Raw genomic sequence first — 11758 nt, forward strand, 5'->3', positions numbered from 1 at the left:
CCGGGCTAGAAGTCGAAGCCGTCGAACATGTCGCCGAGGCCCTCGCCGACGCCGCCGACGGCCTCGCCCAGGCCCTCGCCGATCTCACCGATGGCGTCGAAGCCTCCGAAGGCGCCGAACATCAGGCCCATGAACATGAAGTCCATGGTGGTGAACGATCCGAAGTAGCCGCGGGCGTAGGGCTGGTAGGCCGGGCCGCCCTGCCAGTAGGGCACCCGCTGGGAGCCGACCATCACCTTGCGGATGTCGGGGTCGGCACCGGCGCCCACCCGCTCGGCGTCGAGGGCGCAGGCCGGCACGTCGCGCTGGGCTCCCCCGGTCGGCGTCCAGGGCACGTCGGTCACCGAGAGCCCGTGGCGGGGGTCGAAGAAGCAGGGCGGACGGCGCGTGGGCAGCGCCTCGCCGGCCACGCGGGCCTGGACGCAGGCGATGGCGTAGCGCCCGTCCTCGAGGATCTCGGTGACGTGGCGGACGTCGTCGGGCCGCTCCATCGCGTCGGCGGCGGCCTTGGCCGACTCGTAGGCGTCGAGCGCGCGCTGGTAGTCGGCGTTGGCGCCGGCGTCGAGCGGCTGGCCTGCCAGCTCGAGGTCGAGCTCCTGGAGCTCGACCCCGAGCGCGGTCACGTCCTCGGCCGCCAGCCTGCGCACCGGCGCGAGCTCGGCCTCCTTGGCGGCGAGGACCTTGCGCTGGTGGCCCCGCCCGGCCAGCGCCGCGACGGCGATGGCACCGAGGACCAGGGCGAGGACGAGGAGGTACTCCATGTCCCCACTGTACGGAGCCCCCGAGGGACCACCGGCCCCTCGCCCGCCGCCCTGCGCCGCGGCCTCAGCGGGCGGAGTAGTCGCGGAACCCCCGCTTGGTCTTGCGGCCGAGGTAGCCGGCGGTGACCAGGTGCTCGAGCAGCGGGGCCGGGGCGAAGCCCGGCTCGCGGAACTCGAGGTAGAGCTCGCGCTGGATGGCCAGCGAGACGTCGTTGCCCACGACGTCGAGCAGCTCGAAGGGACCCATCGGCAGGGCGCAGCCCTGCTTCATGGCCACGTCGATGTCGTCGGCGGTGGCGTAGTGGGCCTCGAGCATCTTCACCGCGTCGTTGAGGTAGGGGAAGAGCAGGGCGTTGACGATGAAGCCGGCCCGGTCGCCGCACGAGACCGCGACCTTGCCCACGGCCGCGCACAGCGCCCGCGTGGTCTCGGTGACCTCGTCGGAGGTGGCCACCGTGGAGACCACCTCGACCAGCTTCATCACCGTGGCGGGGTTGAAGAAGTGCATGCCGACGACGTCCTGCGGCCGGCTGGTCACCGTGGCCATGGCGATGATGGGCAGGCTCGAGGTGGTGGTGGCCAGGATCGCCCCCGGCTTGCAGATCTCGTCGAGGTTCTCGAAGAGGGTGGTCTTGACGGCGAGGTCCTCGGCGATGGCCTCGACCACCAGGTCCACGCTCGCCAGGTCCTCCAGGCTCGTGGTGCCGCTGATGCGGGCCAGCACCTCGGCCTTGGCCTCCTCGGTGGCCCGCCCGCGCTGGATCTGCTTGTCGAAGCTGCGGGTGACGGTGGCGCTGACGCCGTCGACCTTGTCGGCCGAGCGGCCCACGACGAGCACGTCGTAGCCGGCCTTGGCGAAGACCTCCACGATGCCGCTGGCCATGGTGCCGGTGCCGACGACGCCGACCCGGCGGATGTCGTGGCGCAGCTGCGGCAGCTCGTCGGCCGACGGGGTCGCGGCGTCGGCGACCACGACCGGGCTGTCGGGGGCCTCGTAGGTGTAGAAGCCGCGCCCGGTCTTGCGGCCCAGCAGGCCGGCGGTGACCATCTGCTTGAGGATCGGGGTGGGCGCGTGGAGGCGGTCGCGGCCCTGGCGGTACATCGTCTCGAGGATCTCGTAGGCGGTGTCGAGGCCGATCAGGTCGAGCAGGGCCAGCGGGCCCATCGGGTAGCCGCAGCCGAAGCGCATCGCGGCGTCGATGTCCTCGCGCGAGGCGTAGCGGCCCTCGAACATCGAGGCGGCGTGGTTGAGGTAGCCGAAGAGCAGCGTGTTGGCGATGAAGCCGGCCTTGTCGCCGCAGACCACGGGGCTCTTGCCCAGGCGGCCGAGCAGCGCCTGCACGTCGTCGAGCACCGCGGGCTCGGTGACGACCGTGCGCACCACCTCGACCAGCTTCTGCACCGGGGCGGGGTTGAAGAAGTGCACGCCCACCACGCGGCCCGGGCGCGAGGTGGCGCTGGAGAGCTCGGTGACCGAGAGCGAGGAGGTGTTGGTGGCCAGCACCGTGTCGGGACCGACGATCGCGTCGAGCTCGCGGAAGATCGCCTGCTTGGTCGCCATCGACTCCACCGCGGCCTCGACGACCAGGTCGACGTCGGCCAGGTCCTTCAGCGACGTGGTCAGGGTGACCCGGCCGAGCAGCTCGGCCTGCTCCTCCTCGGTCAACTTGCCGCGGCGCACCGCACGTCCCGTGGAGTGCTCGAGGTACTGCCGGCCGCGCGCCACGCTCTCCTCGCTCAGCTCGACGCCGACGACCGCGAAGCCGTGCCGGGCGAAGACCTCCGCGATGCCGGCGCCCATCGTCCCGAGCCCCACCACGCCGATGGCGGTGAAGTCGCGGCCGGCGTCGGCGGAGGTGTCGGGAGTGGTCTCGAGGCTCGTCATGGGCGGCATCATGGCACGCGTCACCGACCCGGGCCGTGAACTAGTTCACTCACCGGTAACTTGAACGATCCAGACCCGCTCAGGCCCCACGACGTCCCAGCCGGCGAGACATCGCGACCCTCGGACCCGCGGCCACGGCGCCCCCGAGGTCGAGGCCCGCGGCCCGCTCGGCGGCCAGCGCGCGCGCCACGTACGCCGGCGGCCGCGCCTGCTCGGCGTACCCCAGGCGGGCGTAGAGGGGTCCGTTCCACGGCAGGTCGCGGTAGGTGGTCAGCGTCATCAGCCCGGCGCCCCACCAGCGTGCCTCCTCCTCGGCTGCGCGCACCAGCGCCGTGCCGATCCCGCGGCGACCGTGCGACGGCAGCACCGAGAGCTGCTCGAGGTGGACCGCCCCCGGCTCCTCGTGGTCGTGGTCCACGACGTGGGCGAACCCCACCACCTCCTGGTCTGTGCCGTGCACGGCCACGAGCACGCAGCCGGGCAGGGCCGCGCGGTCGAGCCCGGAGGGCGCCGGGGCGAGCAGCGCGGCCGGCAGGTCCTCCCCCAGGTGCGCGCGGAAGAGGGCGCCCCCGCTGTCCTCGACGGCGGCCAGCTGCCGCAGCTCGGAGGGGCGGGCGTGGCGCACGCGCCAGGCCGGGGGGAGCGGCGGGTGGTCGGGCACGGTCGCCACTGTAGATTCCTGGCCCGTGAGACTCGTCGTTGCGCGCTGCCAGGTCGACTACGCCGGACGGCTGACGGCGCACCTGCCGATGGCCACGCGGGTGCTGATGATCAAGGCCGACGGGTCGGTGCTGGTGCACTCCGACGGCGGGTCCTACAAGCCGCTGAACTGGATGTCACCGCCCTGCACGCTGCGCGAGGCCACCACCGAGGAGGGCCAGGTGGAGTGGACGGTGCGCAGCCGCGCGAGCGCCAAGGGGCCCGAGGACACCCTGCGGATCCTCATCGAGGAGGTCCTCCACGACTCCTCCCACGACCTCGGGGTCGACCCCGGCCTGCAGAAGGACGGGGTGGAGAAGCACCTGCAGGTGCTGCTGGCCGAGCAGCCGGCCACCCTCTCGCCCGGGCTCACGCTGGTGCGCCGCGAGTTCCCGACCGCCATCGGGCCGGTCGACCTGATGTGCCGCGACACCGAGGGCCGCAGCGTCGCCGTCGAGATCAAGCGGCGCGGGGAGATCGACGGCGTCGAGCAGCTCACCCGCTACCTCGAGCTGCTCAACCGCGACCCGCTGCTCGCGCCGGTGCGCGGCATCTTCGCCGCCCAGGAGATCAAGCCCCAGGCCCGGGTGCTGGCCACCGACCGCGGGATCGCCTGCGCCCTCGTCGACTACGACGCCCTGCGCGGCGTCGACGACCCCACCCACCGGCTGTTCTGAGCGTGACGACCTCCGCTGCCGGTGCGTCCCGGCTGTTCCACGTGGCGCTCGCGACCGACTGGGAGGCGGCCCGGGAGTCGGGGACCTACACGACCTCCACCCGCGGCGTGAGCCTGGAGCAGGAGGGCTTCGTCCACGCCAGCCGCGCCGACCAGTGGCGCGGGGTCCACGAGCGCTTCTACGCCGACTGCCCCGACGCCCTGGTGCTCCTCGAGATCGACCCCGCGCTGCTGGGCTGCGACGTGGTCGACGAGCCGGTGGAGCCCGGTCGGGCCGACGCCGAGACCTTCCCCCACGTCTACGGCCCCGTGCCCGCGGCCGCCGTCGTGCGGGTGCTGCCCCTCGACGAGGCGCTGCGCGAGGGTCCGGGCCGACCCCCGGGCTGACCCGGAGCGCCCGCGCCGCTCAGGCCACCGGCTCCACGCGCGCCGGGAGCAGCACCGAGACCGTCGTGCCGACCCCGGGCTCGCTGTCGACCTCGATCCGGCCCCCGTGGGCCCGCACGATGCTGTCCACGATGGACAGACCGAGGCCCGCTCCCGGCACCTGGTCGCGCACCGCCCGCGGCGAGCGGTAGAGCCGGTCGAAGATCCGCGGCACCTCGACGGCCTCCATGCCCGTGCCGGTGTCGCTCACGCTCAGGGCCAGGTCGCCCTCGCGCGGCGCGCAGTCGACGAGCACCCGCCCGCCGGGAGCGGTGAACTTCACGGCGTTCGACAGCAGGTTGTCGAGCACCTGCCCGAGCCGCTGCTCGTCGCCGGTCACGAGCAGGGCACGCGCCCCGTCCGGGGCCACGCCCGCCGCGAGCGTCGAGGAGAGCTCCAGACCCCGGCCCCGGGCACCGACCCGCGCCCCGTCGACGGCGGCTCGCACCACCTCGACGAGGTCGACCGGCTCGGCGTCCATGTGCTCGCGGTCGTCGAGGAAGGCCAGGTCGAGCAGGTCGTTGACCAGCCGCAGCTCGCGGTTGGCGTTGCGCTCCACGATGGCCAGCATCCGGCGCGCCGCCGGGCCGACCTGGCTCTCGCCGAGGTCGAGCAGGAGCTCGGTGTAGCCGATGATCGACGTCAGCGGGGTGCGCAGCTCGTGGGAGACCGTGGCCAGGAGCTCCTCGCGCACCCGGTCGGACTCCTGCTGCAGCGCGAGGCGCGCGGTCACGTCGCGCACCGTGGCGCAGGTCAGCGGCTCCCCGTCGTGGGAGACCGCCGCCAGCGAGATCTCGGCCGGGAACTCGGTGCCGTCGGCGCGCACCGCCGCGAGCTGCAGCAGCCCCATGGCCCGGGCGCCGCCACCGCCGGTGAAGGCCCCGCGTCGCGCGGGGTGGGCCTCGCGCAGCCGCGGCGGCACGAGGACCTCGACGGGCTCCCCCAGCAGGTCGTCAGGGTCGTGCCCGAAGACCGCCGAGCACTGGGCGTTGGCGCGCACGATCCGACCGTCGGCGTCGATGACCACGATGGCGTCGGGCGACGCCTCGAAGACCCCGCGCATGAGAGCGCTCTCGTCGGGTGGTCGATCCTCCACGCAGCGACAATAGGCCGCGGGGGACGCGTGACGCGTCCCGCCTGATCCGTGGGTCGTGCCGATTCGGTCACACCAGGGCGGCGACCTCGTCGGCGCACCCCCAGGAGAGCGTGACGCCGGCGCCTCCGTGGCCGTAGCAGTGGACCACGTCGCCCACCCGCTCCAGGCGCACGTGCGGTCGGGCCGGCCGCAGCCCCACGGCGTGCCCGAGCACCGGGGCCGCCGAGATCCCCGGCACCAGGGCCTCCGCCCGCTCCAGCAGGCGGGCCGCCGTCGCGGGCGACGGCGTGCGGTCCCACACGCCCTCCTCCGCAGTGCCGCCCACCACCACGTCGTCGGCCCGGGGCACGACGTACGTCGGTCCGGCGCCGTCGAGCCACCACCGGTCGACCCCGGTCCGGGCGACCCGCACGACCTGGCCCCGCACCGGGGTCACCGCGAGGTCGCCGGCCAGCAGCCGGGCACCGAGCCCCGCGCAGTCGACCACCAGCGCTGCGTGCGGGCCGCTCGCCGGCAGGGAGCTCAGCGCCAGCCGCGTCAGCGAGCCGCCCGCGGCCAGCACCTCGCGCTGCAGCCACCTGAGGTAGCGCGGCATCTCGACCACCGGTGCCGCGAACCGGTAGCCGTCGACGAAGCCGGCCGGCAGGTCCGCCGCCGTGGGCCGCGACAGGTCGGGCACCGCGCCGGCCCACCAGGGATCGGGCGTCGCCGCGCGGAGGACCTCGGTGCCCACGACGACACGCACACCGGTCCGCTCCCCGTCGGGGTCGGCCGCGGCGAGGGCGACCAGCTCCTCGCGGCTGGTCGCCGCCCACCCGCTCACCCGCTCCCGCGGACCGGCGCGGTAGGGGTACCAGAGCGCCGCCGCCACCACCGAGGTCGTCTCGAGCGGCAGGTCCCGCGCGACCACGTCGACGCGGTGCCCGGCCTGGAGCAGGCGCAGGGCACAGGTGAGCCCGACGACCCCCGCCCCGACCACGACCACGCGCTGCACGCCCCCAGTGTGGACCACCGCGACCCCGTGCGGTGCCCGTCGAGGCGGGCGGACGTCGGCGACGTCACATACCGTCAGTACGCCACCACGGCCCTTGTTGAATTATGTTCAACACATGTCGCTCCCCCGCACGTCGCGCCCGACGGGCCGCCGCCCGCTGCCGGCGCTCGCCCTCGTCCTGACCGTCGTCGCGGCGGTGCTCCTGCCGGTCGCGGCCGGCACCGCCGCGGTCGGTGACGGCTCCGGCGTCGCGCGCACCGGGGCCGACCGCGTCGTGTCCCACCCGGTGCGCTTCGACCTGCGCAACCTCAACGAGACCTCGGTGCCCTGCCTCGCCGACGGCGAGGCCTACGCCGTGCGCGCCCGTCTCGTCGGACCCCGGCGCGACGTGCTCGGCCAGACCGGCAGCACCCGGGTCAACGTCCTGGTGCACGACGCCGGCACCGGGTCGTGGTTCTGGCGCATGCCCGGACGACCCGCCCTCGACTACGCCGCGGCACTGGCCCGGCGCGGCGAGACCTCGCTGGTGCTCGACCGCCTCGGCTACGACGCCAGCCCGCTGCCCGACGGCGACGCCACCTGCCTCGGCGCCCAGGCGACCATGCTCCACCAGGTCGTGCAGCACCTGCGCAGCGGGCGCTTCGTCTTCACCGCGGGCCCGGTGGGGAGCACTCCCCTGCACGCCGCGAAGGTCGTCGTGCACGGCCACGGCACCGGCGCCGCGATCGCCCAGCTCGAGGCGGCGGAGTTCACCGACGTCGACGGCCTGGTGCTGATGTCGTGGTCCGACACGGGCGCGACCCGTCGCGCCCTCGACGAGGCGGTGCGCCAGTCGTCGGCCTGCCTGGCGAGCGCCGGCGGCTACACGGCGTACGGCGCGAGCGCCCGCGACTTCCGCGACCTGCTGTTCTCCTCCGCGCCCGCCGCGGTCCAGCGCGCGGCCGCCGAGCGGCGCAACGCCGTGCCGTGCGGCGACGTCGCCAGCCTGGCCTCGGCGCTGGGCGCCTCCCTGGCCACGACCGACCGGATCGCGGAGCCCGTGCTCCTCCTCCACGGCAGCGAGGACCGGCGCTTCGACGCCGACTCCGCCGCGGCCCAGGCCGACCGGTTCTCCTCCAGCCCTGCGGTGGCGGTACGCACCGTCCGCGGCGCCGGCAGCGCCCTGCCCCTCGAGGCCCAGTCGGCGCAGGTGCAGCGCGCGGTCCTGCGCTGGCTCGCACGCCGCTGACAGGGCGCGCCGGATCAGGCGCCGGCGGCCCGGGGGGCCGTGGGGTCGGCGCCCTCGGCGCTCTGCTCACGCGCGACGTAGTCCTCGATGTCGTCGATGTCGTCGGCGTTGCGGCGCACCACGGCGAGCAGGTCCGACATCGTCGCGACCTCCTCGACCTGCTCCTTGATGAACCACTGCATGAACTGCTCGGAGGCGAAGTCGAACTCCTCGCGCGCGGTGCGCAGCAGCGCGTTGATCTGCTCGGTCACGCGACGCTCCTGCTCCAGGGCGAGGGCGACCGGCGCCACGACGTCGTCGAAGGTCGGCACGGGCGCGTCCACGCCGGGGATCGTCACCGGCGAGTCGGTGTCGAGGAGGTACTGCACCATCATCATGGCGTGCTCGCGCTCCTCGAGCGCCTGGCCGTAGAAGAACGCCGCCATCTGGGGCATCGTCTCGGCGTCGTAGTAGACCGCGCAGGCGAGGTACTGGTTGTGCGCGGCGAGCTCGTTGCCGATCTGGGCGTTGAGCTGCTCGACGAAACGGGCGGCGGGCACGGTGCCTCCTGGCGGGCGCGGGACGGACGGACGACGTGGCCGCGGGGCGTGAGGAGGGTCAGGCCGCCTTCGCGAGCTTCTTCTTGCTGACCTTCTTGCCGTCGACCCTGACCAGCTCGCGACGCTTGACCGTATACCCCTCGGGCAGGGTGCCCTCCTTGAGCATCCGCAGCGGGCAGCGCCCGCACTTGGACTTGGAGACGCAGCACTTGGTCTTGGGCAGCTTGGCGACCTTCGCGCCCTTGCCCTTCGCCTTCTTGCTCACGACGACCACGCTAGCACGAGGTGAGGGTAGCCTCACCTCATCTCGCCGGGCGGTCAGCCGAGCCCGTGGGCCTCGCGGATCACGTCGACGATGCCGCCCATGATCTCGGTGAGACCGAAGTCCTTCGGCGTGTAGACCGCGGCCACGCCCAGCTCGCGCAGGCGGCGGCCGTCGGAGTCGGGGATGATCCCGCCGACGATGACGGGCACGTCGTCGACGCCGGCCTCGCGCAGCCCGTCGAGCACGGCCGGCACCAGCTCCATGTGCGAGCCGGAGAGGATCGAGAGGCCCACGCAGTGGACGTCCTCGGCCACGGCCGCCGACACGATCTGCTCGGGGGTCAGCCGGATGCCCTGGTAGACGACCTCGAAGCCCGCGTCCCGGGCGCGCACGGCGACCTGCTCCGCGCCGTTGGAGTGGCCGTCGAGCCCCGGCTTGCCGACGAGCAGGCGCAGGCGCCCGCCCAGCTCCTCGCCCGTGGCCCGCACCCGGTCGCGCACGGTCGACAGCTCCGTGCCGGCCTCGGCCGCACCGACCGCGCCGCTCACGCCGGTGGGGGCCCGGAACTCGCCGAAGACCTCGCGCAGCGTGCCGGCCCACTCCCCCGTGGTCGCCCCGGCGCGGGCGGCGGCCAGGGTGGCCGGCATGAGGTTCTCGTCGGTCTTGGCCGTGGCGGCCAGGGCGGCCAGCGCCTCGGCCACCGCCGTCTCGTCGCGCTCGGCCTTCCAGGCCTCGACCGAGGCCCGCGCCGACTGCTCGGCCTGGGGGTCGGCGGCCATGATGGCGCCGTCGAGGTCGGCGGTGAGGGGCGAGGGCTCGGTGGTCTCGTAGACGTTGACGCCGACGATCTTCTCCTCGCCGTTCTCGATGCGCCCGCGGCGGGCCGCGTGGGCCGAGACCAGCTCCTGCTTCATGTAGCCCGACTCGACCGCGGCGATCGCCCCGCCCATGGCCTGCACGCGGTCGATCTCGGCACGGGCGCTGGCGACGAGCTCGGCCACCTTGGCCTCGATGACGTGGGAGCCGTCGAAGATGTCGTCGTACTCCAGCAGGTCGGACTCGAAGGCCAGCACCTGCTGCAGCCGCAGCGACCACTGCTGGTCCCACGGGCGCGGGAGGCCGAGGGCCTCGTTCCAGGCCGGGAGCTGCAGGGCGCGGGCGCGGGCGTTCTTCGACAGCGTCACCCCGAGCATCTCCAGCACGATGCGCTGCACGTTGTTCTCGGGCTGGGCCTCGGTCAGGCCGAGGGAGTTGACCTGCACGCCGTAGCGGAAGCGGCGCATCTTGGGGTCCTCGACGCCGTAGCGCTCACGGGTGATCTCGTCCCAGAGCTCGACGAAGGCCCGCATCTTGCAGGTCTCCTCGATGAAGCGCACCCCGGCGTTGACGAAGAAGGAGATCCGGCCGACGACCTTGCCGAAGTCGGCCTCCGAGACCTGGCCCGACTCCTTGACCTGGTCGAGCACCGCGATCGCGGTGCACAGCGCGTAGGCCAGCTCTTGGGTCGGCGTCGCGCCGGCCTCCTGGAGGTGGTAGCTGCAGATGTTGATCGGGTTCCACTTGGGGATCTGGTGGACCGTGTAGGCGATCATGTCGCTGATCAGGCGCAGCGAGTGCTCGGGCGGGAACACGTAGGTGCCCCGCGAGAGGTACTCCTTGATGATGTCGTTCTGCGTCGTGCCGGCCAGCTGCGCCGCGACGTCCTCGGGGGTGACCTCACCACCGGGCGCCGCGCCGGCCTGCTCCTCGGCCACGACCTGGTACATCGCCAGCAGCCACATCGCGGTGGCGTTGATGGTCATGGAGGTGTTCATCGAGGTCAGCGGGATGTCTCGGAAGAGCTTGCGCATCTCGCCGAGGTGCGGCACCGGCACGCCGACCTTGCCGACCTCGCCTCGGGCCATGACCGAGTCGGGGTCGTAGCCGGTCTGGGTCGGCAGGTCGAAGGCGACCGAGAGCCCGGTCTGCCCCTTGGCCAGGTTGGTGCGGTAGAGCGCGTTGGAGGCCGTGGCGGTGGAGTGCCCGGCGTAGGTGCGCATCACCCAGGGCTTGTCCTTCTCGGTCATGGACTGAGGGTAGGGCGAGATCTACCGCTTGGTAACCGGCGTCCGGTGTGGCACATGTGACACCCGCCACCGCCGGGGGCGGCCCCCGCCTCAGGCCGTGACGCGGTCGAGGTCGACGACGCGGATCAGGTGGGAGAGGTGCAGCAGCCGTCGTACGGCGGGCCCCGCGCCCCGCAGCACGAGGTGGTGGCCCTCGATCGAGGCCTGCCGGGTGGCGAAGGCGAGCACCTTCAGCGCCGTCACGTCGACGGTGTCGACGTCGGTGAGGTCGACGACCACCTGGCCGTGGGCGTCGAGGTGGTCGTAGAGCGCCGTGCGCACCCGGAAGGTGCTCCGCACGTCGAAGTCGCCGTGCAGCGCCAGCGTGGGTCCGTCGGTGGTGATGTCCATCGTCGCCCTGCCTCCCGAGCCGCGGCGCCGCCGTCGGCGCCGCTGTCACCTACCTTGACGCCTCCGGCGGGCGTCCGGTTGCACCGATCGGGTGACTTTCTGCGACGTGTCGGTAGGTGAAGCCTCAACCGGAGGCGGCCGCGGACCCCGACGCACGGTCCTGGACCACCGCGAGGGCCCCCGTGGCGAGGCCGATGAGGGCCATGCCCGCGACGCCCTCCGGGGCGAAGATGTGCCCGATGTGCACGAGGTAGGCACCCGGCAGGAGCACGAGGCCCACCAGCGCGGGCACCCGCAGCCGCGCCAGCTGGTCGGCCGCGAGCACCGCCACGCACGCCAGCAGGGCCCACGACCCGATCTCGCCCAGCGGCGTGCCGATGCGGAACATCAGGCTCACCGCGGGCGGGCGGGGCACGCCGGGCCCGAGCTCGTGGGTCACCCAGCCGGCGCCGATGCCGCTGATCACGTCGAGCGCGGAGTAGAAGGTGGCGTAGACGTAGGCCGTCAGCCGCACCACCCACGACACCGGGTCGCGCCGGCCCCGCACGAGGGCGGCGAGCGCGGCGCCAACGAGGGGGAAGACCAGCAGCCCGGGCACGTGCAGCGCGAACCAGCGCCACGAGGTGTCGTAGCTGAGACCGTGGGGGTGGAAGAGCCCGGCCACCGCCAGCACGAGCCCGGGCAGGGCGAGCAGCAGGGGCCAGGTCACGCGACGACTCATGCCTGCGAACCT

13 protein-coding genes are annotated in these 11758 nt (G+C 73.6%); 3 read left to right on the forward strand and 10 right to left on the reverse strand.

Annotated elements, in window-relative coordinates; translation table 11 throughout:
• Nucleotides 1-5: 5 nt before the first annotated feature.
• The 3 genes from IR170_RS02605 to IR170_RS02615 all read right to left on the reverse strand — a co-directional run bounded on the left by IR170_RS02605 (nucleotide 6) and on the right by IR170_RS02615 (nucleotide 3307).
• Complete coding sequence (locus tag IR170_RS02605) at nucleotides 6-761, reverse strand: hypothetical protein (RefSeq protein WP_193661091.1); 756 nt, start codon at nucleotides 759-761, stop codon at nucleotides 6-8.
• A gap of 64 nt (nucleotides 762-825) precedes the next feature.
• A complete protein-coding gene (locus IR170_RS02610; RefSeq protein WP_227488391.1) occupies nucleotides 826-2646 on the reverse strand; it encodes a 3-hydroxyacyl-CoA dehydrogenase family protein in 1821 nt (606 codons plus the stop codon).
• Between the two features lie 79 nt (nucleotides 2647-2725).
• Entirely contained in the window at nucleotides 2726-3307 is a 582-nt protein-coding gene (locus tag IR170_RS02615) for a GNAT family N-acetyltransferase (RefSeq protein WP_319804882.1), read from the reverse strand.
• Nucleotides 3308-3332: 25 nt separating this feature from the next.
• Here IR170_RS02615 and nucS point away from each other — a divergent pair, with 25 nt between their 5' ends.
• Together nucS and IR170_RS02625 are read left to right on the forward strand one after the other, a co-directional pair.
• On the forward strand, nucleotides 3333-4022 hold the full coding sequence (gene nucS / locus IR170_RS02620) for an endonuclease NucS (RefSeq protein ID WP_056864142.1): 690 nt from the start codon (nucleotides 3333-3335) through the stop codon (nucleotides 4020-4022).
• A gap of 2 nt (nucleotides 4023-4024) precedes the next feature.
• Complete coding sequence (locus tag IR170_RS02625; protein WP_319804883.1) at nucleotides 4025-4408, forward strand: DUF952 domain-containing protein; 384 nt, start codon at nucleotides 4025-4027, stop codon at nucleotides 4406-4408.
• A 19-nt stretch (nucleotides 4409-4427) separates the two neighbouring features.
• Here the strand turns inward: IR170_RS02625 and IR170_RS02630 are convergent, their stop codons facing one another.
• Nucleotides 4428-5543, reverse strand: a complete 1116-nt coding sequence (locus IR170_RS02630) for an ATP-binding protein (RefSeq protein WP_193661092.1) — start codon at nucleotides 5541-5543, stop codon at nucleotides 4428-4430.
• A 67-nt stretch (nucleotides 5544-5610) separates the two neighbouring features.
• A complete protein-coding gene (locus IR170_RS02635; protein ID WP_193661093.1) occupies nucleotides 5611-6537 on the reverse strand; it encodes an FAD-dependent oxidoreductase in 927 nt (308 codons plus the stop codon).
• Nucleotides 6538-6652: 115 nt separating this feature from the next.
• Between IR170_RS02635 and IR170_RS02640 the strand changes: the two genes are divergently transcribed.
• Nucleotides 6653-7765 (forward strand): alpha/beta hydrolase, encoded by a 1113-nt coding sequence (locus tag IR170_RS02640; protein ID WP_193661094.1) that lies wholly within the window; start codon nucleotides 6653-6655, stop codon nucleotides 7763-7765.
• Nucleotides 7766-7779: 14 nt separating this feature from the next.
• On the opposite strand, the gene IR170_RS02645 is transcribed toward IR170_RS02640, so the two are convergent.
• From IR170_RS02645 to IR170_RS02665, 5 genes are all read right to left on the reverse strand, one after another.
• Complete coding sequence (locus IR170_RS02645) at nucleotides 7780-8304, reverse strand: ferritin (RefSeq protein ID WP_056864136.1); 525 nt, start codon at nucleotides 8302-8304, stop codon at nucleotides 7780-7782.
• A 58-nt stretch (nucleotides 8305-8362) separates the two neighbouring features.
• Nucleotides 8363-8569 carry a hypothetical protein gene (locus tag IR170_RS02650; RefSeq protein ID WP_082500337.1) on the reverse strand — a complete coding sequence of 69 codons (207 nt, stop codon included), beginning with the start codon at nucleotides 8567-8569 and terminating at the stop codon, nucleotides 8363-8365.
• 53 nt (nucleotides 8570-8622) lie between these two features.
• A complete protein-coding gene (locus IR170_RS02655; protein WP_193661095.1) occupies nucleotides 8623-10635 on the reverse strand; it encodes a protein meaA in 2013 nt (670 codons plus the stop codon).
• Between the two features lie 90 nt (nucleotides 10636-10725).
• Nucleotides 10726-11025 (reverse strand): STAS domain-containing protein, encoded by a 300-nt coding sequence (locus IR170_RS02660; protein ID WP_056864133.1) that lies wholly within the window; start codon nucleotides 11023-11025, stop codon nucleotides 10726-10728.
• 124 nt (nucleotides 11026-11149) lie between these two features.
• Complete coding sequence (locus IR170_RS02665) at nucleotides 11150-11746, reverse strand: hypothetical protein (protein ID WP_193661096.1); 597 nt, start codon at nucleotides 11744-11746, stop codon at nucleotides 11150-11152.
• Nucleotides 11747-11758 lie beyond the last annotated feature (12 nt).

The organism is Nocardioides kribbensis, from assembly GCF_015070375.1.
GTDB classification, from domain to species: Bacteria; Actinomycetota; Actinomycetes; order Propionibacteriales; family Nocardioidaceae; genus Nocardioides; species Nocardioides kribbensis.

Excerpts from the sequence above, each read along its gene's own strand:
- IR170_RS02605 (WP_193661091.1), bottom strand. The coding sequence starts at position 761 with ATGGAGTACCTCCTCGTCCTCGCCCTGGTCCTCGGTGCCATCGCCGTC.
- IR170_RS02665 (WP_193661096.1), bottom strand. The coding sequence starts at position 11,746 with ATGAGTCGTCGCGTGACCTGGCCCCTGCTGCTCGCCCTGCCCGGGCTC.
- IR170_RS02660 (WP_056864133.1), bottom strand. The coding sequence starts at position 11,025 with ATGGACATCACCACCGACGGACCCACGCTGGCGCTGCACGGCGACTTC.
- IR170_RS02610 (WP_227488391.1), bottom strand. The coding sequence starts at position 2,646 with ATGACGAGCCTCGAGACCACTCCCGACACCTCCGCCGACGCCGGCCGC.
- IR170_RS02640 (WP_193661094.1), top strand. The coding sequence starts at position 6,653 with ATGTCGCTCCCCCGCACGTCGCGCCCGACGGGCCGCCGCCCGCTGCCG.
- IR170_RS02655 (WP_193661095.1), bottom strand. The coding sequence starts at position 10,635 with ATGACCGAGAAGGACAAGCCCTGGGTGATGCGCACCTACGCCGGGCAC.